The sequence below is a fragment of the Klenkia taihuensis genome, from assembly GCF_900112525.1.
In the GTDB taxonomy this organism is placed as follows: Bacteria; Actinomycetota; Actinomycetes; order Mycobacteriales; family Geodermatophilaceae; genus Klenkia; species Klenkia taihuensis.
Genome location: NZ_FOMD01000001.1, coordinates 844,132 through 864,360, shown reverse-complemented (window position 1 = coordinate 864,360; position 20,229 = coordinate 844,132). Strand labels below are relative to the sequence as shown.

Below are 20,229 nucleotides of genomic sequence, written 5' to 3'. Positions count from 1 at the left end.
GTTCCCCGCGACCGTCAGCACGCGGCCCACACCGTCCGGTAGGCGGCCACCGTCGCCGCCCACGACGGGCCGACCGGCGTCCCGGGGTCCAGCCAGGTCAGCTCCGGCTCGGCAAGGGCCCGGGCCAGCGCCGGGGCCAGGTCGTCGTAGAGCCACAGCGCCCCGGGCGAGCGGCCCTCGACCTCCCGCGTGTAGGGCACGTCGGGCACCAGCGGACGGCGGCCGGCGGCCAGCCACGAGCCGATCGAGCCGGACGCCGAGACGTGCCGGTGCGGGGCCAGCGGGACCGACGCCGCGCGCAGCCGGGCGGGCAGCTCGTCGTCGGGCACGTAGCCGGTCACCGTCAGCGGCCCCCGTGCCGACAGCTGCTCCACCAGGTCCTCGTGGCCGTCCGACGGGCGGCCCAGCGCCGTCAGCCCGGTGCCCGGCGGCAGCGCCCGCAGCGCCTCCTCGTGCCCCTTCCCGGGGTACAGGAAGCCCAGCACCACGACCTGGCCGTCCGGCGGCGGCACCGGGCCGGGCGGCAGCGGCTGCACCGGCAGCGGCACCACGGCGGGCCGGACGGGCGAGAACCGGGCCAGCCGGGCGGCCTCGTGGTCGCTGTTGACCACCACCGCGGCCGCCGCCCCCACCACCGCGGCGTAGGCCCGCGCGCGGCGCCGCTGCAGCACCGAGCCGTCGTCCGGGGGCACGTCGTGCAGCGTCACCACCACCGGGCGGCCGAGCGCGACGACCTGCGTGGTGAACGCGGCGGCGGACTCCTCGGCGGTGGGCCCGAACAGCCGGTCGGTGTAGTGCACGTGGACGACGTCGGGGCCGACCGTGCCCGCGGCGTCGGCCAGCTCGCGCGCGTACCGGGTGACGCCGTGCTCGGGCGGGCCGACCACCCAGTGCCGAACGGTCACGCCCGGGCGCGGTCGGCCGCGACCCGGCCGTACACGTGGTCGTGCACCCGCCGCAGCTGGGTGCGCTGCTCGGCCCGCCAGCCGGGGTCGGCGCGGGCCGGCCAGGGCCGGGTGACGGCCACCAGCACCGCGGCGGTCAGCGAGCCGGCGTCCAGGCCGCGCACCTCGTCGTTGCCGTAGAGCACGACGTCGTCCCACTGGTCGGCGTAGTGGCCGCAGGTCGGCGCCACCACCCGGGTGCCGACGTCCCGGCAGGCCTCCAGCCAGCCCGAGTGCGTGCCGAAGCGGTGCGGCAGCACCGACACCGCCAGCATCTGCAGGTAGGCGGTCAGCTCCCGGTCGTCGAAGCGCGCGTGCACGACCAGCTCGTACTCCCCGGCCTCGGCGCCCTCCCGCAGCCCCGGCACCCGGGCGTCGAGGTCGACGTCGTCGTGCACGTCCACCCGCAGCCGCCCGCCCCCGGACACCGCCCCCGACGCCGCCGCGCGGACGACGTCCAGCGGGTCGAGCAGGTTGCTGCGCAGCGACTTCAGGTGCACCCCGACCAGCCGCGGCTCCCGGCCGACGTCGGGCAGCGGGGTGACCAGGCCCGGGTGCGGCACCACGATGCAGGACCGGGAGAACCGCTCGGCGATCTCGTCGGCGGCGCCCTCGGTGAGGGTCAGCACCACCTCGGCGGCGCCCAGCAGCGCGACCAGGTGCCGGTCGTGCCGCTCGCGGGTGGAGTGGTGCGGGTTGCGCAGGTCGTGCACGGTCACCACCAGCGCGATCCCGCTGCGGCGCACCGCCTCGGTCCAGGCCACGACCTCGTCGGGGGTCATGTGGTCGAAGCCGAAGTGCAGGTGCACCACGTCGACCTCGTCGGCGTGCGCGGTCAGGTACGCCGGGTCCAGCCAGGGGCTCGGTGCCCACGGGTCGGCCGGCGGGGGCGGCGGGCCCACCCGCACGACGTCCGCGGGCAGCACGGCGTCGAGGTAGGGGTGGGCGTACGGGACGGTCGCGACGCGGATCACGCGGCCACCCAGCCCTCGCCCGAGCGCCGCACCAGGCCGCGCTCGGCGAAGGCCTCCAACCACCCCTGCATCGGCCACCAGCCCCACCGGTCGGCGAAGACCCGACCGTTGACCAGCACGTCGTCCAGGTGCTCGACCGGGGGCCGGGACACCGGGTGGTGCTGGTGGAACGCCGCGGCGCCGCCCACCCAGCGCAGCCCGACGCCCGCCGCGTGCGCGGTCTCTGCGAAGTCGGTGTCCTCGCCGCCGTAGCCGGCGTAGGCCTCGCAGAACCCGCCGAGCCGCGTCCAGGTCGCCGCGGTCAGCGCGAAGGACAACGACCAGAACAGCCGGTGGTCCTCGGCGGGCAGCACCTCGCCGTCGCGCGGGGCGGGCCGGGCCGGGTGCGGGTCGGCGAGGGCGGCCAGGCCGTCCAGGTCGTAGTCGTCGGCCGGCGGCAGGTAGCTCACGGGGCCCGAGTCGAGCACACCGTCCTGGGCGACCGCTGAGTACCGGGCGACGAGCTCCGGTGCGGGGATGCAGTCGACGTCGAGGAACACCAGGTGGTCCGCGCCGGCGGCCAGCGCGGCGGCGGCACCGGCGTTGCGCGCGGCCGCCAGCGGCAGCCGCGGACCGGCCGGGAGGTCGACCACCCGCGCCCGCCCGCCCACGACCGCGCGCACGCCGTCGTCGCCCATCGCCACGACCACGTGGTCGTCGGCGGGGCGGGTCTGCCGGGCCAGGCCGGCCAGCTGCCGGGCGAGGTGGTCGTGCCGGCCGTGCACGACGGTGACGACCGCCGTCCTCACGTGCGCGCCACCGCCTCGATCTCGCGGGCCGCGCGCCGCGCCGCGTCGCCCGGCGACCAGCGGGCCCAGCCTCCGCCGCCCAGCGCCCGGGCCTGCTCCAGCAGCCGCGGCCAGGCCGCGGCGTCCGGCCAGCGGGGCAGGCCGACGGCGATGCCCGAGCGGTGCAGCGCGTCGGTGGTGCGGTGCTGCTCGCGGAAGGGCCGCTCCTGGGCGACCACCACGGCCGGACGCCGGGCCGCGGCCACCTCGGCGAGCGCGTTCTGCCCGGCGTGGGTCACCACCACGTCGGCCGAGGACAGCACCGGCCAGGGGTCGGCCGACCAGTCGCCGGGGCCGCCCAGCACGGTCCACCCCAGCCCGGGGGTGACCGCGCGCAGGGCGTCGACGTCGGCCTGCGTCACCGCGGAGCCGCCCCCGCCGGCGAGCAGCACGCCGCTGCCGGGCACCGGGTCGGCCGGCTCGCGGCCGTCGAAGCGCGAGACCGCGCCGACGTGCACCACCCGGTCGCCCAGCCGGGACAGCCACGGCGGGTCCAGCACGTCCTGCGGCCAGAAGGCGAGCACCCGCTCCGCGACGGTGTAGCCGGTGGTGTGCGGGGCGTCGGTGCGGTCGCCGGGCATGGCGGTGACCACGACGGGCACGCCCATGAGCCGCAGGAACACGCTGACCTCGACCGACACGTCGACGACGACGGCGGCCGGGCGAGCCTGCTCCACCCAGGCGGCCAGCCGGGACATCCGCTGGCGCATGCCGTCGTGCCCGCGCGGGGCCCAGTGCAGCGCGCCGCCGGCGGTGACCTCCTCGACGGGGTGGCCGGCGTCGTCGGCGAGGGGCACCCAGTCGGCGAAGGGCTCCCCGGGGGACGGCAGCGACGACAGGCCCACCACCGGGGTGTCCAGGACTGCCGCGACCGCGGCCGCGCGGTGCAGGTGCCCGCGGCCCTGGTGGTGCACGTACCAGCCGATCACCGGATACCCCTCCCGCTCACGCGGTGGCCACCGCCGCGCTGACCAGCGAGCCGTAGAGCTGCTCGTACCGGTCGACCATCGTCTCCACCGAGCAGTGTGCGCGCGCCCGCTCCCGGGCCGCTGCGCGGGAGAGCTGCTCGGCCTCCGGGATCGCCGCCGCCAGCGCCGCGACGTCGCCCGCGGGCACCAGCCGGCCGCACTGCGGGGTGACGATCTCGGGGATGCCGCCGCGGGCGAACGCCACGACCGGGGTGCCGCAGGCCAGCGCCTCGGCGACCACCAGGCCGTAGGGCTCGTCCCAGCACGGGGTGACCAGCGCGACCGAGGCCCGGCCGACGGCGTCGGCGAGCTCGGGGTGGTCCAGGTGGCCCAGGTGGGTGACGCCGCGGCCGAGGAACGGCGCGATCGTGCGGTCGAAGTAGCCGCGGTCGACCACCGGGCCGGCGATCTGCAGCTCGCGGCCGGCGGCCAGCGCGGCCTGCACGGCCAGGTGGGTGCCCTTCTCCGGGACGATGCGGCCCGACCAGATCAGCGGACCGCCGCCGGGCCCGGCGACCCAGCGGTCCAGGTCCACGCCGTTGGGGACCACGCCGACGCGTTGGCCCACGGCCGGGCTGCCCTGCCACGCGGCGGCGGTGTGCCCGCTGACCGCGACCAGGTGGGCCGGGGTGGGGCCGTCGCTCTGCAGCGCCGACTCCAGCCACGGCGTCGGCGGGCAGTGCAGCGTGGAGACCATGGGGACCTGCAGCGCCGGGGCCATCGCCAGCGGCAGGTAGTGCGTGGCGTGGTTGTGCACGATGTCGAAGTCCAGCGCGCGGCGACCGGTCAGCTCCAGCATCAGCGCCAGGTAGGCGTGGTGGTCCTCCAGGAAGACCTCGGGCGCCATGCTGACGTCGGCCCGGGCGGTGGTGCTGATCCGCAGCGGGCGGACCGCCAGGCGCTCCACCGGCAGCCGCGGGTCCGAGCCGGGCGCGGCGAAGAGGGTCACGTCGTGCCCGCGGGCGGTCAGCGACCGGGTCAGCTGCCAGACGTGGGACTCCAGACCCCCGGCGAAGGGCTCGCCGATCGGGTAGCGGCTGGACCCGATGAGCGCGATCCGCAGCCGCCGGCCCGGGTCGGCCACCACGGGTGGCGACGCGGGCACGGGCGGGACGGCGTGCAGCCGGGAGCGCCGGCGGCCGGTGGTGCGGGCACGCAGGGTCGGGGTGAGGTCCTCGGGCACGGGCGAGCAGCACCTCCTGGCAGCGGGGCACCTCGCGGGCACGACGGCGAGGCAGGGACGACGGCCACCCCGCTTCATGAGGCATCCCCGCGGCCGGCGCGGACCCCCCGGGTGCCCGCCCGGTCCACGGGGGACCGAACTCCGCGATCTTCACAGACCCCCCCTCCCCCCGCACCTCGACCCCCCGTCCGGGTGGTCGGCGTCACCCGGCCCGGCGTGCGCAAGCACCGTTTCCGCCCCCCACCCCGTGCGGACCGGGCGGTGCCGTTGGGGGTCCGATAGCGTTCCGACCTGCACGGAGCGGGTCCCCGGCACCCGCCCGGCCAGGAGGAGGGGCGTGTGACCGAGCGCGGCGACGGCGGCTGGCAGACCTGGGGGAACCAGGGCGGCACGCCCGGCGGCTGGCAGCAGGGCCCCCCGCCGCAGCGACCCGGCTGGGACGGCCGCGAGCCCACCCAGCAGTTTGGCGCGGTCCCCGGCCCCCCGCCGCAGGCCCCCCCGCAGGGCGCCTGGAACCCGGCCCAGGGCCCGGCCCCGTGGGCGCCGCAGCCGCCGAGGCGCAGCCGGCGCACCCCGCTGCTGGTCGGCGGCGCCGCGCTGCTGGTGCTGCTGCTGGTCGGCGGCGGCCTCTTCTTCCTCCTGCGCGGCGACGACCTCAGCTACGCCGGCCGCGCCGTCGCCGAGCCCCAGCAGGTCGTCGACGACGGCGAGGCCGCGCTGGACGCCTACGTCTCCGAGCGCGGCGGGGCCAGCAGCGACGACACCGGCTGCTGGTTCCGGTTCCTGTCGCCGGACACCTCCGACGTCCAGGACGACCTGGTCTGCGGGCCGGTGCTCTTCGTCGACGGCGACCCGTCGGCCACCTACCTGGAGTTCCCGCTCACCCCGTCCGGGGGCCGCGGTGACGTGGTGTTCGAGGTCGCCGCCGAGCCGACCTCCCCCGAGCCGCAGCCGCTGGCCGACCGCGAGCTGCTCACCCGCCCCGACGGCGCGACCCCGCCCGACGGCGCCGGCGACCTCACCGCCCCCGAGCCCCGCGCAGCCGACCCCGGCTTCACCGCCGACGGCCCCTTCGACGACGTGCAGCTCGAGGCCCCCGAGGGCCCGGCGACCCTGTCCGGCGCCTCGGCCCGGGTGACGGTCACCGGGCTGGCCTCCACCGACCGCATCGGCACCGGCGACGACGCCCGCCGCCCCGCCGACGGCGAGGTGTTCCGGGTCTTCGGCTACACCCTCGACCGCGGCGAGGGCTACGGCGACGACGCGCCGCTGCTGTCCTACCGCGTCGACGGCGGCGACGAGGTCCCCGTCGACCCGTCGCTGGTCACGCCCGGCGCCTCCGTCGAGGGCCTGCTGTCGGTCCCCGAGGACGCCGACGTCCAGCTCGTCGTGGTGGACGGCGAGGACACCCAGACGCTGTCGCTGGTCGACGGCTCGCCCGGCCCGGACAACCTGGTGGTGACCACCCGGGAGAACCGCACCGCCGACCCGGTCGCGGCGCAGCAGATCCCGGGCGTCATCAGCGCGCCCGGCCGGGTGACCACGCCGTTCACCTTCACCGTGACCATCCAGAGCGCGTCGCTGAGCTGGTACGCCGGCACCAACGTCACCGCGCGGCCCTCGGGCCCGGACCGGGCGTTCCTGGTCATCGACTCCGACCTGGTCGCCGACACCTTCAGCGCCGGCGAGGGCCCGCCCGCCTACTTCTCGCTGACCCTGCCCGACGGCACGGTCATCCCCTCGCAGGACATCGTCGACGACCCGGCGCTGGTGGCCACCGCCTTCGACGTCCCGGCCGACTTCACCGAGGGCACCGTCACCTTCGGCGGGGTGTTCACCTACCCCGACGGCGCGACGGTGGACTTCCAGCCGGGCACGCTGTCCTTCCCGGTCACCGTCCCGGCGGGGTGACGCACCCGTCGGGGTGAGGGCCCGACCGGGAGGGGTGTGCGCGCGACCGTCCCGGTCGATGAACCTGCTGAGCGCCTTCCGTCTCCAGCCACGGGGACCCCGGGCGCAGCCCACCGACAGACGGGTCCCCCCACCGTGACCATCCACGACGTCCTCGCCGCCGAGGCCGTGACCAGCGTGTTCCAGCCCATCGTCGACCTCGACAGCGGTGCGGTGGTCGCGTACGAGGCCCTGGCCCGCGGCCCGGAGGGCCCCCTGCAGTCCCCCGCCGCGCTCTTCGCGGCCGCCCGCGAGGCCGGGCGGCTCGCCGAGCTGGACGCCGCCTGCCGCACCGCGGCCTTCCGCGGCGCGGTGGCGCAGGGCCTGCTGGCCCCGCTGACCGTCTTCGTCAACGTCGAGCCCGAGGTCCTCGACAGCGCCCCGCTCGAGGACCTGCTGGCCATCGCCGACGCCGCGCCCGCCCAGCTGCGGGTGGTCGTGGAGATCACCGAGCGGGCGATCGCGGCCCGCCCGGCCGAGCTGCTGCAGACCGTGCAGCGCATCCGCGAGATCGGCTGGGGCCTGGCCCTGGACGACGTCGGGGCGGACGCGATGTCGCTGGCGTTCATGCCGCTGCTGCGCCCCGACGTGGTCAAGCTGGACCTCAGCCTGGTGCAGGACCGCCCCGGACCCGAGGTGGCCGAGGTGATGAACGCCGTCAACGCCTACGCCGAGCGCACCGGCGCGGTCGTGCTCGCCGAGGGCATCGAGACCGACGCCCACCTGGTGCAGGGCCTCGCGCTGGGCGCCACCCTGGGCCAGGGCTGGATGTTCGGCCGGCCGCAGCCCGGCCCGGCCGCCCACCTGCCCACCGGCGAGCTGCTGCTGCCGCCCGCCCCGCTGGACCCGCCCGGCACCGAGGTGTCCCCGTTCGGGTGCCTGCCCCCGGGCACCGCGCTGCGCCGCTCCCCCAAGCGGCTGCTCATCGAGCTGTCCAAGCAGCTGGAGCGGCACGCGATGCGGCTGGGCGGCACCGCCGTCGTGGCGTCGACCTTCCAGGAGGCGCGGCACTTCACGCCGTCCACCGTGGCCCGCTACCGCGAGCTGGCCGAGCGCACCGGGTTCGTGTGCGCGCTGGGCGACGGGCTGTCCACCGAGCCGGTGGCGGGGGTCCGCGGCGCCGAGCTCACGGCCGCCGACGAGGTGCGGGGCGAGTGGGACGTCGCGGTCATCGGCCCGCACTTCAGCGCCGCGCTGCTGGCCCGCGACCTGGGCGACACCGGGCCGGACCTGGAGCGCACGTTCGAGTTCGCGCTGACCTACGACCGGGACACCGTCGCCCGGGCCGCGCACGCCCTGGTCGCCCGGGTGGTGCCGCAGGCGCAGCGCCCGGCCCCGGTCGAGCGGACGACGCCGGCGGCCACCGCACCGCGGCTGCCCGAGCTGCCCGCCCTGACGCCCGCGGCCAACGAGGGCCTGCTGCACCGGGCGCTGGCCGCGACCACCAGCGGGGTGGTCATCGTGGACATGGAGCTGCCCGACCAGCCGCTGGTCTACGTCAACCGGGCCTTCGAGGAGCTGTCGGGGTACCCCCGCGAGGAGGTGCTCGGCCGCAACTGCCGGTTCCTGCAGACCGCCGACACCGACGTGGCCGCCGTGTCCCGCATCCGCGAGGCCCTGGACGCCGGCCGGGAGTGCCGGGAGACCCTGCTCAACCACCGCGGGCCCGACCGCACCCCGTGGTGGAACGAGCTGCACCTGGCGCCGGTGACCGACGCCGCGGGCCGGGTGGTGCAGTACATCGGCGTGCAGAACGACGTCACCGCCCGGGTCGAGGCCCAGCAGCGGCTCGCCCGGGAGCAGGAGCGCACCCGGCAGCACCTGGCCCGCATCGAGCAGCTGGCGTGGACCGACCCGCTCACCGGGCTGCCCAACCGGCGGCGGCTGCAGGAGCAGGTGGAGCTGGCGCTGTGGGAGGCCGACGCGGCCGGCACCGCGGTGGGTCTGCTGTTCGTCGACCTGGACGGGTTCAAGGCGGTCAACGACCGGCTCGGCCACGCCGCCGGCGACGAGCTGCTGGTCGAGGTCAGCACCCGGCTGCGGTCCTCGGTGCGCCGCACCGACCTGCTCGCCCGGCTCGGCGGCGACGAGTTCCTCGTCGCGCTGCCCGGACTGCCGGTGGCCACGGCCGCCGCCGAGGCCGCCCGCGTCGCCGTCACCCTGACCACCACGCTGGCCGCGCCGGTCGAGGTGCGCGGCGAGCAGGTGCGGGTGGGCGCCAGCATCGGCTGCGCGGTCACCCCCGAGGACGGCGCCGGGTTCGACGCGCTGCTGCACACCGCCGACCAGCGGATGTACGCGGTCAAGGCCGGCCCGCTGGTCAGCCCCTGAGCTCGGCCAGGATCGGCTTGGCGACGGCGAGGGCGTGGTTGGCGGCGGGCACCCCGGCGTAGACCGCGGTGTGCAGGCAGACCTCGGCGATCTCCTCGTCGGTCAGCCCGTTGTGCACCGCGGCCTTCACGTGCAGCGCGAACTCGTCCCAGTGCCGCAGCGACGCGGTGATGGCCAGGGTGAGCATCGAGCGGGTGCGCCGGTCCAGGCCGGGCCGCTGCCACAGGTCGCCCCAGGCCACCCGGGTGATGAAGTCCTGGAAGTCGGCGGTCAGGGGGGTCACCCCGGCGACGGCCCGGTCGACGTGGGCGTCGCCGAGCACCTCCCGCCGGGTGCGCATGCCGGCCTCGCGGCGTTCGTCGTCCGTGCTCGGGCCGCTGACCGGCTCGCTCATCGGGTGCCGCCCAGGTGCGCGAGCAGCGCGGCGGTGACGTGCTCGGCCTGCTCGACGCTGGCGATGTGCGCGGCCGGGGACAGCGTCAGCAACGCCGCGCCCGTGATGCCCGCGGCGATGGCCTCCTGGTGCTCCGGCGGCAGCGCGGGGTCGTCGGCGCCGCTGACCACCAGGGTGGGCGCGGTGATGCTGCCCAGCTGGTCGCGCAGGTCCAGTGCCCCGACGGCGGCGCAGCAGCTGGCGTAGCCCTCGTCGTCGCACTCGACGATGCCCTGCCGCATGCGGGCCACCACGTCAGGGTGCTCGGCGGCCCAGCCGGGGGTGAACCAGCGGCCCACCACCGCGTCGGCCAGCGAGGCGGTGCCCTGGCTGCGGGCGGTGGCGGCCCGCTCGGTCCAGGCGTCGGGGTTGCCCGGGTGGGCGGACGTGCAGAGCACGGCCAGCCGGCCGACCCGCTCGGGCTCGCGCGCGGCCAGCCGCAGGCCGGTCATGCCGCCGATGGACAGGCCGACCACGTGCGCGCGGGCGACGTGCAGCCGGTCCAGCAGGGCGACGACGTCGTCGACCAGGTCGTCGACGGTCGAGTCGCCCTCCGGGGACGGCGACCGGCCGTGCCCGCGGGTGTCGTAGCGGACCACCCGGAACCGCTCGGCGAGCGCGGGGACCTGCGGGTCCCACATCTCCAGGGTCGTCCCCAGGGAGTTGGACAGCAGGACGACGGGGGCGTCCTCCGGACCCTCCACCACGGCGTGCACGTCGACGGTCAACGGGGCTCCTCAGCTCTCGGCGATCGTGTGGGCGGCGAGGGCGGCGTCGACCTGCGCGCCGGCCTCCCCGGTGTCGGGGGCGGCACCGGCCAGCAGTGCCTCGACGTCGACGTCGGTGCGCTCCCCGACGACCTCGGCCAGCGGCCGGCCCTCCCGGGCAGCCTGCCGGACGGCGTCGGCGGCCGCGTCGTGCGCCGGCCCGCGGCCGAGGGACGGCGTGAGCGCGTCGGCCAGCGCCCCGGCCAGCTGCGCGCCGCCCGCCGCGTCGACGACGGCGGCCATCCGGGCGGTGTCGAACCGCAGCCCGCCCAGGCAGTCGGCCAGCCACGCCGCGGCCGACCCGGTGGTGGCCAGCAGCGCGGACAGGGTGGGCCACTCGCTGTGCCAGGCGCCGGCGGAGCGCTCGTGCTCCTGCTCCATGGCGCCGAACAGCGTGCCGACCAGGCCGGGGGCCCGGCGGGCGCAGGCCCGGGCGGAGATCGCGGCGACCGGGTTGCGCTTGTGCGGCATGGCGCTGGACCCGCCCCGCCCCTCCCCGGACTCGGCGGCCTCGGCGACCTCGGTCTGGGCGAGCAGGACGACGTCGAGGGCGACGGTCGCCACCACGCCCGCGGCGGCGCCCAGCGCCCCGGCCAGGTCGGCGACGGGCAGCCGGACGGTGAACCAGGGGACGGCGGTGGTGGCCAGCCCCAGCTCGTCGGCGAGCGCGGCGCGGACGTCGACGCCGGACCCGTCGGTGGCGGCCAGCGTGCCCACCGCGCCGCCGTACTGCACCGGCAGGGACCCGGCGACGGCGGCCAGGCGCGCGCGGGCGCCGTCCAGGCCGGCCAGCCAGGCGGCGGCCCGGAAGCCGGCGGTGGTGGGCAGCGCCTGCTGCAGCAGGGTGCGGCCGATCGCGACGTCGTCCCGGTGGTCGGCGGCCAGCCGGGCGGCGGCCTGCCCGGCCTCGGCCAGGTCGGCGTCGACGGCGGCGAGCGCCCGGCGGGCCAGCAGCACCATCGCGGTGTCCACGACGTCCTGGCTGGTGGCGCCGACGTGCACCGCGCCGGCGGCGTGCGGGCCGACCGCGTCGGTGAGCACCCGGACCAGCGGCGGCACCGGGTTGCCGGCGTCGGCGGCGCGGGCGACCACGGCGGCGACGTCCAGCGCACCGGGGGTGCCGGCCACCCGGGTGACCTCGGCGGCGGCGGTCTCGCTGACCAGGCCGCAGCGCGCCGCGGCCCGGGCCAGCGCGGCCTCGACGTCGAGCATCGCCTGCAGCCACGCGTCGTCGGACACCGCCGCGGCGGCACCCCCGCGGGCGAAGGTGCCGTCCCAGAGCCCGCTCATGCGGTCATCCTCACAGCGCAGACCCTCACACGGCGAAGAAGACGGTCTCGGCGTCGCCCTGCAGGTTGATGTCCAGCCGGTAGCCGTCCTCGGTGCGCTGCGCGACGAGCGTGGCGCGGCGGTCCTCCGGCAGCGCGGCGAGCACCGGGTCGGTGGCGTTGGCCCCGGCCTCGTCGGCGAAGTAGATGCGGGTGACCACCCGGTCGAGCAGGCCACGGGCGAAGACGGAGACGTCGACGTGCGGGGCCTGCAGCCCGCCCTCGCCGTCGGGCACCGGGCCCGGCTTGAGCGTGCGGACGGCGAACTCCCCGCCCGGGGTGGCCGAGCGCCCGAAGCCGCGGAAGCCCGGGGTGGTGGCGGAGCCGCGCGGGTCGTCGGGGTGGGCGAAGCGGCCGTCGGGGTCGGCCTGCCAGGTCTCCACCATCGCGTCGGGGACGACGTCGCCGTTGCCGTCGCGGACCGTGCCGCGCAGCCAGATCTCCCCCGCGGTGCCGGGCGCGACCGCGTCGGCGCCGTCCGGCCAGGTCAGGCCGATGGCCAGGTACGGGCCCACGGTCGCGCTGGGCGTGGTGCGCAGGGTGAGCGGCTCGTCGAGGAAGCCGGTGCCGCGCCGCGGGGTGCCCGGGCGGCGCTCGTTGGTCTCGTCGGCGTCCTGGACCAGCGGTGAGTCGTGCTCGAACGCCATCAGGCCACGTCCCCGTCGTCGTCGGTCTCGAACGGCGTCTGCTCGGTGCCGCGCAGCACGATGTCCCACTCGAAGGCCAGCGCCCAGTCCGGCTGGGTGCGGCCGAGGTCGAACCCGGCGACCGCGCGGTGCCGGGCGGCCGGCGGGATGGCGTTGAAGATCGGGTCCTGGCCGAACAGCGGGTCGTCCGGGAAGTACATCTGGGTGACCAGGCGCTGCGTGAAGGCCTGGCCGAACAGCGAGAAGTGGATGTGCGCCGGTCGCCACGCGTTGTGGTGGTTGCCCCACGGGTAGGCGCCGGGCTTGACGGTGGTGAACTCGTAGCGGCCCAGGGAGTCGGTGACGACCCGGCCCAGGCCGTCGAAGTGCGGGTCCAGCGGGGCGGGCCAGTTGTCCACCACGTGCCGGTAGCGGCCGGCCGCGTTGGCCTGCCAGATCTCCAGCAGGGCGCCGGGCACGGGCCGCCCGCCGCTGTCGAGCACCCGGCCGAAGACGATGATCCGCTGGCCCTGCGCCTCGCCGCCCGCGCGCAGCGTGAGGTCGGCGTCGCCGGCGGTCACCCGGTCCTCGCCGAGCACCGGGCCGGTGATCTCGGTCAGCCGGTGCGGCAGGTCGACCGGGGTGCGCAGCGGTGCGCGCAGCCCGGTGGAGCGGTAGCCGTCGAACGCGACGGGCGTGCGCTGGCCGTCCTGCTCCTGCAGGTAGCGGGGCAGCACCAGCCGCGATGTGGTCCCGGTCATGCCCGGGAACGTACGAGATCGCCGCGGCGTCTGGCACCCTGACCTTCCCGCTGGGTGGAAGGAGAGCCGGATGGCCGGAGGCGGCGCGCTGACGGGTCGCTCGGTGACCTCCCGGGCGCTGGGCGTGCTGGAGGCCTTCGACGCCGGGCACCCGCGGCTGACGCTGTCCGAGATCGCCGCCCGCAGCGGCACCCCGCTGACCACCGCGCACCGGCTGCTGGCCGAGCTGACCGCCTGGGGCGCGCTGGCCCGGCGTCCCGACGGCCGCTACGAGATCGGCCGGCGGCTGTGGGACCTCGGCCTGCTCGCCCCGGTGCAGGCCGAGCTGCGCCAGGTGGCCAGCCCCTTCCTCCTCGACGTGCACACCGCCACCCGCGACACCGTGCACCTCGCCGTGCGCGACGGCCTGCACGCCCTCTACGTCGACCGGGTCTCCGGCCGGGAGTCGGTGCCGGTGGTCAGCCAGGTGGGCAGCCGGCTGCCCCTGCACGCCGTGGGGGTGGGCAAGGTGCTGCTGGCCGCCGCGCCGGCCGACGTCGTCGAGCAGGCGCTGCAGGCCCCCGAACGGCAGACCCGGCACACCGTCGTCGACCCGGTGCGGCTGGGCCGCGAGCTCGCCGAGGTGCGCCGGTCGGGGTCGGCCCGGACGTCGGAGGAGATGTCGCTGGGCGCGGCGTCGGTCGCCGTCCCGGTCGCCGTGGAGCTGGCCGGCGGCCGGTCGGTGGTCGCCGCCGCGCTCGGCATCGTCGTCCCCACCCACCGGGCCGACCGCGACCTGCCCCGGCTGGTCCCGGTGCTGCAGGTGGCCGCCCGCGGCATCGGCCGGGCCCTGGCCAGGACCGAGGAATTCCGCTCAGCGGGAAGCTGACCTCGCCCCCGCGACGTCACCGTGGTCACACTCCGGTCGTGCGTACTCAGGTGGGGATCATCGGGGCCGGGCCGGCCGGGCTGCTGCTGTCGCGTCTGCTGCACGTGCAGGGGATCGACTCGGTCGTGCTGGAGAACCGCGACCGGGCCTACGTCGAGGCCCGCATCCGCGCCGGCATCCTGGAGAGCCACACCGTGCAGACCCTGCGCGACGTCGGGGTGGGCGACCGGCTCGACCGCGAGGGCCTGCACCACACCGGCATCCACCTGCAGGTCCCGGGCGAGCGCGTGCACCTGGACTTCGAGGCGCTGTGCGGGCGCACCGTGTGGGTCTACGGCCAGACCGAGGTGGTCAAGGACCTCATCGCCACGCAGCTGGACGAGGGCCCGCCGCTGCTGTTCGAGGTGTCGGACGTCCAGCCGCACGACGTGGACACCGAGTCGCCCCGGATCACCTTCACCGACGCCGACGGCGCGGCGCAGGAGCTGCACTGCGACGTGGTGGTCGGCACCGACGGCTTCCACGGGGTCTCGCGGCCGATCGTGACCGCGGCGACCGGCGGGGAGGTCTGGGAGCGGGTCTACCCCTTCTCCTGGCTGGGCATCCTGGCCGACGCCGCCCCGGCGACCGACGACCTCGTCTACGCCTGGCACCCCGACGGGTTCGCGCTGTACTCGATGCGCTCGCCCAGCGTCTCCCGCCTCTACGTGCAGGTCGACCCGACGGAGAAGATCGAGGACTGGTCCGACGAGCGGATCTGGGACGCCCTCGACGAGCGGCTGGGCCTGCCCGGTTGGTCGGTCAACCGCGGTCCGGTCACCGAGAAGTCGATCCTGCCGATGCGGTCGTTCGTCTCCACCCCGATGCGGCACGGTCGGCTGTTCCTGGCCGGGGACGCCGCGCACATCGTGCCGCCCACCGGCGCCAAGGGCCTGAACCTGGCGGTGGCCGACGTGACCCTGCTGGCCACCGCCCTGGTCCGGCTGCTGCAGGAGAAGCGGACGGACCTGGTCGACGGCTACTCCGACACCGCGCTGCGCCGGATCTGGCGGTGCACCCACTTCTCCTGGTGGATGACCTCGATGCTGCACACCATCTCGCCGGCGCAGGGCGGCGACGACTTCGACCGGCAGCTCCAGCTCTCGCAGCTGCGCCGGGTGTTCGCCTCGGAGGCCGCGCAGCGCGAGCTCGCCGAGAACTACACCGGCCTGCCGATCGAGCACTGAGCGCGACCCGGCCGGGTGCGGCCGGGTCGGGTGCACTTCGTTCGGCGCACGCAGGGCTTCGCCCCGTGCGGTTGCCGAGCCCCGCCGATATGTAGAACGGTCGGGGCCGTTCCTGCAGAACAGCGGGGACGCACCACCACCGCCCTGTGTCCGCGGTGACCTCATGGTCGACCTTGGACGGAGCGCGCCGTGCTCAGCACCCTCCCCATCCCCACCCGCACCCGCACACGAGGGCCGGTGGCCGTGGCCACCGGACCGGTCGTGCACGTGGTCGGGCCCCTGGACCAGTTCACGGTCGGCCAGCTCGACGGCTGCCTGCGCCGCGGGCGGCGACCCCGCGCCGGCGACGTCGTGCTGGTGCGGCTGGAACGCTGCGACTTCGTCGACGCCCGCGGCTTCCGCGGGCTGGTGCGGCTGCAGGCCGAGGTCCTGCGCACCGGCGGCCGCCTGCTGGTCGTCGACCCGCCCCGGTCGCTCGAGATCGCCTGCGAGGTCTACCCCGGCCGGCTGGACCTGGTGCCGGCGCCGGCCGCCGAGGGCTCACGGTGACCGGCAACAGTGCGGCCGCGGTGGCCGGGCAGTTGACCGACCTGGTCGAGTCGGTCGCGGCCATCCTCGACGTGGAGTGCGTCGGCCTGCTGCTGCGCGACAGCGACGACCAGCTGCGCACCATCACCACCAGCGGCGCGGCCGCCGCCGCGCTGGAGCGGGGGCAGGTGGCCTCCGGGGTCGGGCCGGGCCCGGACGTGCAGCGCGCCGGTGTCCCGGTCGCCGTCCCCGACGTGCTCGCCGTCCCCGACTACGCCGGGCTGGCCGTGCTGGTGCGCGACGACGGGGTGCGCGCCGTGCTCAGCGCGCCGGTCATGGCCGACGACGCGGTGATCGGGAACCTCAACGCCGTCGACGCCTGGCCGCACGGCTGGACCGACCGCCAGCAGGCGGCGCTGCAGACCTTCGCCGCGCTCGTCGCCGACCTGCTGCTGCTGTCCGCGGCCGGCCGCGGACAGGACGTCGCCCACCTCACCGACGGCCTCGCCGAGCAGGACGGAGCACCGTCATGAGCGCCATCGACGCCGACACCCTGGCCCGCACCCTGCGCGACCTCGACTCGGACCCGCGGGCGGGCGGCGAGGACCTGCTCAACGCATCGCTGCAACGCGTGGTGGACGCCTGCGCCGGCCTGTTCGACATCGCCGGCTGCGGCCTGATGCTGGCCGACGAGGACGGCGGGCTGTGCTACGTGGTGGCCACCGACGACACCAGCTGGGCGATCGAGGACGCCCAGCTGAGCAGCGGCGAGGGCCCGTGCATGGACTCCTTCGCGCACGACCGCACGACCACCACCGGGGACGCCACCACCGACCCGCGGTGGCCGAGGTTCGGCGAGGCGCTGGCCCGGGCGGTCCAGGCGGGGACGGCACCCGGCCCGATCGGCGGCCTGCTGGGCACCCCGCTGCGCCTGCACGGCACCGTGGTCGGGAGCCTGGACGTGCACCACGGGGCGCCGCTGGAGTGGACGGCGGACCAGGTGCGGGCGCTGGAGCGGTTCGGCCGGGTCGCCGAGACGATGCTGGCCGTCGGCGTGCAGGCCCACCAGGCCGGCCGGCTGGCCGCCCAGCTGGACTACGCCATCGGCCACCGCGCCCCCATCGAGCGCGGGGTGGGCTACCTCATGGCCCGCGACGGCCTGGCCCAGCGGGACGCCTTCGCGGCGCTGCGGCGCGCCTCGCGGTCCTCCCGGCTGCCCATCGCCGACGTCGCCCGCACCCTCACCACCACGGGCCGGCTGCCCGGTGAGACGTCGTGACCGCCCTGCTGCCCGCCGCCTCGCGGGCCGCCTCCTGCGCCGACGACCAGCTGCCCGCGCTCGCCCAGGCACTGCTCGCCGAGCAGGTCGGAGCACTGCCGGGTGCGGTGTCGGCGACCGTGGTGACCGTCGCCGGGCCCCGGCTGCGGCCCTGGGCGGGCGCCGGACCCGCGGGACCCGACGTCGACCGTCTCCAGGCCCGCACCGGCCAGGGCCCGGCGTTCCCCGCCGCCGCCGCCACCGACGGCCAGCCGGTCGTCAGCGCTGACCTGTGGGCCGACGCCCGGTGGCGGCTGCCGACCGCGCACGGGAGGCCGCCGGTCCGCTCGGTCGCGGCCATCGCGCTGCCCGGGCCCGAGCGGGCCCGCGCCGTGCTCGCCGTCTACGGCGCGGACGACGACCTGCTGCAGGCGGTGGCCGGTGGGGCGCTGGCCGAGGTCGTGCCGGACCTGGCCGCCGCCGTCTGCGTGGTGCGCGCCCGGCTGGAGGTGGCCGACCTCCAGGTGGCGCTCATCACCAACCGCACGATCGGGGCGGCCATCGGCATCACGATGATCAGCCGGCGCCTGCCCTACGAGCAGGCCGCGGAGCTGCTCCGGACGCTGAGCAACCACACCAACACGCGGTTGGGCGATCTCGCCGAGGAGATCCTGCTCACCGGGCTGGTGCCGGAGCCACCGGAGCCTGCTCGGCACCGGCCGGCTGCGGGGCCGGCTCCGGGGCGCTGACCCCCCGCCCGGACCCGAGCAGGGTGGCCACCGCGCCCACCACGGCGTAGCCGGCGAGGACCGCCGCGGCCTGCCCGACGCCGGCCCCGTCGAAGTAGACGACGCCGCGGACGGCGCCGGTGCCCGCACCCGGCGGCAGCCACGGTCCGATGGCCGCCCAGAACGGCGGCAGGAGCGGGGCGGGGTAGGCGCCGCCGGCGCTGGGGTTGCCCAGCACCACGAAGGCGAGGATGGCCAGCCCGATGCCGACCAGGCCGGTCCAGACCTGCAGGGCGGCGGTGGCAGCACCCACGGCGAACACCAGCAGGGCACCGACGAGGGTCAGCGCGAGGGTGTGCCCGCCGTCGAGCGCGCCGAGCACCGGCCCCGCGACGAGCGCGCCACCCAGCCCGCTGACCAGCGCGTAGACCGCCAACGCCCCCAGCCGGGTGATGGCCCGGCCGCGGGTGGCCGGTCGCGACCCGGCGCTCACCCCGATGATCGAGGCGACGAGGTACCCGCCGACCACCCAGCCGACGGCGAGGTAGAAGGCGGACAGGCCGCGGGCGTCGCCGTCCCCGGCGGGCAGCGCGTCGGTGGTGGTGAGGGTGCGCTGCTGGGCCGCCTCGGCCCGGGTGAGCACCTGCTCCAGGGCGGTCGCCACGGCGCCGCCCTCGGCGCCGGCCACCAGCAGGGTGTCCTCGGTCCCGGTGCCGGGCAGCAGGACGCCGTCGACGTGTCGGTCGGCCAGCGCCTGCCGGGCGTCGTCCTCGCTGCCGTAGGCGGTGGCCTCGAGCGGATGCCCGGGCAGGCCGTCGAGCTGCGCGACCAGCTGGTCGGCGGTGCCCGCCGGCGCCCCGGCCGGGGCTACGACGGCGAGCGGCACCCCGCGCGGGACCGGGGCGTGGAAGGCCCCGACGTAGCTGAGCACGAAGCCCAGCTGCAGCAGCAGGACGCCGACCACCAGGACGGCGGCGCGCCGGGTCACACCCGGCAGCAGCTCCCGCTGCGGTGCCTCGTGCTGGCCGTGCGTGCTCATCTTCGACTCCTCGATACCGATGCGTATCCGATACCGACGAGTATGCTCCGGTGCGTGACCAGGGCAAGGGCAGCCGACGTGACGGTGCGCACGCGACCGCGCCGCGAGCAGGTGCGGGCGCGGGTGCTCGAGGCGGCGCGCGAGGTGTTCGCCGAGCGCGGGTTCGCCGGGGCCAGCACCGACCTGGTCGCCGCCGCCGCGGGCTTCACCAAGGGCGCGGTCTACTCGAACTTCGGCAGCAAGGACGAGCTGTTCCTGGCGCTGATGGCCGCCGAGGCCACCGCGCGGGTCGCCGCCGTCGAGCGGGCGCTCGCGGCCACCACCGACCTGCCCGGCGCCCTGGCCGCCGTGGGTGTGCAGCTGTCGCGGCCCGACGCCGCCTGGCAGCTGCTCTACCTGGAGTTCTGGCAGCGGGCGGTGCGCGACCCCGCCGTCCGCACCGCGTTCACCGCCTCCCGGCGCGAGCTGCGCGGCCGGGTCGCCGCGGTGGTGGAGCGGTTCCTGGCCGAGCACCCCGTGCAGACCGGCTGGGACGCGGGCAGGCTGACCGTCGTGATCCTCGCGCTCACCCACGGCCTGGCCCTGGAGTCCCTCCCCGACCCCGGCGCCGTCCCGGACGACGTCATGCCGCGGGTGCTGGCCGACCTCGTGGACCGGGCACCGTGAGGCGCGTGCTGCTCGCCGGCGCGGTGCTCCTGCTGGCCGGGTGCGGCGGCGGCCAGGGCACCGGCGCCACGGCGACGACGTCCTCGGGCACCTCGTCGCCGGCGGGCACCGCGTCGCCGGCGGGCACCTCGGCACCGTCCTCCGCGCCGACCGCGACCCCGACCGCCGTGGGCGGCACGGCGCTGACCGTGGTGGTCGACCCCGACGGCACCGGCGAGGCCGTCGTCGTCGGCACGCTGACCTGCGACCCGACCGCCGGCGACGTGCCCGACCCCGCGGCCGCCTGCACCCAGGTGGCCGCCGTCGGCCCCGCCGGGTTCGCCGCCCCCGACCCGGGCGCGGTGTGCACCCAGCAGTACGACGGCCCGCAGACCGCCACGGTCAGCGGCACGGTCGCCGGTCAGCCGGTCGACGCGTCGTTCAGCCGCACCGACGGGTGCGCGATCAGCCGGTGGGACGCGCTGTCGGAGCTGCTGTCCACCACCCGGTGACCGGTGGGGCGGGTGGGACCAGGATTGGCACACTGTCCGCGACTGCCCGGTGATGTTCGGTGACATCTGTCGGGGCGACGGACCGGTCGGTCACCTAGCGTCGAGGCCATGATGTCGACCCTGGTGATCATCGGTGGTGTGCTCCTGGCACTGGTCGGGCTGCTCGCGCTGATCGTCAGGCTCAGCGCCCGCCCGGCGACCCGCCGCGGCTCGACGACGTCCTCGCGCACCGCTGCGCGCACGCCCGGCTGGGTCGTGGACTCCGGGCAGAGGCACCCCGGTGCGTGGGACCCGCTGTCCCAGACCAGCACCCAGATCCGCGCCCAGCGCTGA

22 protein-coding genes are annotated in these 20,229 nt (G+C 76.9%); 11 read left to right on the top strand and 11 right to left on the bottom strand.

Annotated elements, in window-relative coordinates:
* Positions 1–14: 14 nt before the first annotated feature.
* From BM158_RS04205 to BM158_RS04185, 5 genes are read right to left on the bottom strand one after another with little or no spacing between them, the layout of a single operon-like run.
* Positions 15–905, bottom strand: coding sequence for a glycosyltransferase (locus tag BM158_RS04205; protein ID WP_091554962.1), 891 nt, complete (start codon positions 903–905; stop codon positions 15–17).
* Positions 902–1,918 (bottom strand): glycosyltransferase, encoded by a 1,017-nt coding sequence (locus BM158_RS04200; RefSeq protein ID WP_229827660.1) that lies wholly within the window; start codon positions 1,916–1,918, stop codon positions 902–904. Before BM158_RS04200 ends, BM158_RS04205 begins: the two co-directional genes overlap by 4 nt.
* The gene (locus BM158_RS04195) at positions 1,915–2,706 is read right to left on the bottom strand and encodes a glycosyltransferase family 2 protein (RefSeq protein WP_091554960.1); all 792 of its coding nucleotides are present in this window, start codon (positions 2,704–2,706) and stop codon (positions 1,915–1,917) included. The genes BM158_RS04200 and BM158_RS04195 overlap by 4 nt, the downstream gene beginning before the upstream one ends.
* Positions 2,703–3,674, bottom strand: a complete 972-nt coding sequence (locus BM158_RS04190; protein ID WP_091554958.1) for a glycosyltransferase — start codon at positions 3,672–3,674, stop codon at positions 2,703–2,705. Before BM158_RS04190 ends, BM158_RS04195 begins: the two co-directional genes overlap by 4 nt.
* Positions 3,675–3,690: 16 nt before the next feature.
* Entirely contained in the window at positions 3,691–4,896 is a 1,206-nt protein-coding gene (locus BM158_RS04185; RefSeq protein WP_207506153.1) for a glycosyltransferase, read from the bottom strand.
* 339 nt (positions 4,897–5,235) lie between these two features.
* Here BM158_RS04185 and BM158_RS04180 point away from each other — a divergent pair, with 339 nt between their 5' ends.
* Positions 5,236–6,807: a hypothetical protein gene (locus BM158_RS04180; RefSeq protein WP_091554954.1), complete on the top strand. Its 1,572-nt coding sequence runs from the start codon at positions 5,236–5,238 to the stop codon at positions 6,805–6,807.
* A 135-nt stretch (positions 6,808–6,942) separates the two neighbouring features.
* Positions 6,943–9,177 (top strand): diguanylate cyclase domain-containing protein, encoded by a 2,235-nt coding sequence (locus BM158_RS04175; RefSeq protein WP_091554953.1) that lies wholly within the window; start codon positions 6,943–6,945, stop codon positions 9,175–9,177.
* On the opposite strand, the gene pcaC is transcribed toward BM158_RS04175, so the two are convergent.
* From pcaC to pcaH, 5 genes are read right to left on the bottom strand one after another with little or no spacing between them, the layout of a single operon-like run.
* Positions 9,167–9,571 carry a 4-carboxymuconolactone decarboxylase gene (pcaC, locus tag BM158_RS04170; protein ID WP_091554950.1) on the bottom strand — a complete coding sequence of 135 codons (405 nt, stop codon included), beginning with the start codon at positions 9,569–9,571 and terminating at the stop codon, positions 9,167–9,169. The two genes, BM158_RS04175 and pcaC, sit on opposite strands and share 11 nt — an antisense overlap.
* Positions 9,568–10,338, bottom strand: a complete 771-nt coding sequence (gene pcaD, locus BM158_RS04165; RefSeq protein WP_091554948.1) for a 3-oxoadipate enol-lactonase — start codon at positions 10,336–10,338, stop codon at positions 9,568–9,570. The genes pcaC and pcaD overlap by 4 nt, the downstream gene beginning before the upstream one ends.
* A gap of 9 nt (positions 10,339–10,347) precedes the next feature.
* Positions 10,348–11,667 carry a 3-carboxy-cis,cis-muconate cycloisomerase gene (gene pcaB, locus BM158_RS04160; protein ID WP_091554946.1) on the bottom strand — a complete coding sequence of 440 codons (1,320 nt, stop codon included), beginning with the start codon at positions 11,665–11,667 and terminating at the stop codon, positions 10,348–10,350.
* A 25-nt stretch (positions 11,668–11,692) separates the two neighbouring features.
* Positions 11,693–12,352, bottom strand: a complete 660-nt coding sequence (gene pcaG / locus BM158_RS04155) for a protocatechuate 3,4-dioxygenase subunit alpha (RefSeq protein WP_091554945.1) — start codon at positions 12,350–12,352, stop codon at positions 11,693–11,695.
* Positions 12,352–13,092: a protocatechuate 3,4-dioxygenase subunit beta gene (pcaH, locus tag BM158_RS04150; RefSeq protein WP_091554943.1), complete on the bottom strand. Its 741-nt coding sequence runs from the start codon at positions 13,090–13,092 to the stop codon at positions 12,352–12,354. Before pcaH ends, pcaG begins: the two co-directional genes overlap by 1 nt.
* Positions 13,093–13,162: 70 nt before the next feature.
* Here pcaH and BM158_RS04145 point away from each other — a divergent pair, with 70 nt between their 5' ends.
* The 6 genes from BM158_RS04145 to BM158_RS04125 all read left to right on the top strand — a co-directional run bounded on the left by BM158_RS04145 (position 13,163) and on the right by BM158_RS04125 (position 17,721).
* Entirely contained in the window at positions 13,163–13,960 is a 798-nt protein-coding gene (locus BM158_RS04145; RefSeq protein ID WP_091554941.1) for an IclR family transcriptional regulator, read from the top strand.
* Between the two features lie 38 nt (positions 13,961–13,998).
* Positions 13,999–15,186, top strand: a complete 1,188-nt coding sequence (locus BM158_RS04140) for a 4-hydroxybenzoate 3-monooxygenase (RefSeq protein WP_091554939.1) — start codon at positions 13,999–14,001, stop codon at positions 15,184–15,186.
* Positions 15,187–15,375: 189 nt separating this feature from the next.
* Positions 15,376–15,735, top strand: coding sequence for an STAS domain-containing protein (locus BM158_RS21675; protein WP_165628831.1), 360 nt, complete (start codon positions 15,376–15,378; stop codon positions 15,733–15,735).
* On the top strand, positions 15,732–16,247 hold the full coding sequence (locus tag BM158_RS21670; RefSeq protein WP_165628830.1) for a GAF domain-containing protein: 516 nt from the start codon (positions 15,732–15,734) through the stop codon (positions 16,245–16,247). Before BM158_RS21675 ends, BM158_RS21670 begins: the two co-directional genes overlap by 4 nt.
* On the top strand, positions 16,244–16,993 hold the full coding sequence (locus BM158_RS04130) for a GAF and ANTAR domain-containing protein (protein WP_091554935.1): 750 nt from the start codon (positions 16,244–16,246) through the stop codon (positions 16,991–16,993). Before BM158_RS21670 ends, BM158_RS04130 begins: the two co-directional genes overlap by 4 nt.
* Positions 16,990–17,721, top strand: coding sequence for a GAF and ANTAR domain-containing protein (locus BM158_RS04125; protein WP_091554933.1), 732 nt, complete (start codon positions 16,990–16,992; stop codon positions 17,719–17,721). Before BM158_RS04130 ends, BM158_RS04125 begins: the two co-directional genes overlap by 4 nt.
* Here the strand turns inward: BM158_RS04125 and BM158_RS04120 are convergent.
* On the bottom strand, positions 17,648–18,739 hold the full coding sequence (locus BM158_RS04120) for an ABC-2 transporter permease (protein ID WP_109504823.1): 1,092 nt from the start codon (positions 18,737–18,739) through the stop codon (positions 17,648–17,650). The genes BM158_RS04125 and BM158_RS04120 overlap by 74 nt on opposite strands.
* A gap of 54 nt (positions 18,740–18,793) precedes the next feature.
* Between BM158_RS04120 and BM158_RS04115 the strand changes: the two genes are divergently transcribed.
* From BM158_RS04115 to BM158_RS04105, 3 genes are all read left to right on the top strand, one after another.
* A complete protein-coding gene (locus BM158_RS04115; protein ID WP_207506151.1) occupies positions 18,794–19,405 on the top strand; it encodes a TetR/AcrR family transcriptional regulator in 612 nt (203 codons plus the stop codon).
* Between the two features lie 5 nt (positions 19,406–19,410).
* The gene (locus BM158_RS04110; protein WP_165628829.1) at positions 19,411–19,896 is read left to right on the top strand and encodes an SSI family serine proteinase inhibitor; all 486 of its coding nucleotides are present in this window, start codon (positions 19,411–19,413) and stop codon (positions 19,894–19,896) included.
* A gap of 108 nt (positions 19,897–20,004) precedes the next feature.
* Positions 20,005–20,229 carry a hypothetical protein gene (locus tag BM158_RS04105; RefSeq protein WP_091554929.1) on the top strand — a complete coding sequence of 75 codons (225 nt, stop codon included), beginning with the start codon at positions 20,005–20,007 and terminating at the stop codon, positions 20,227–20,229.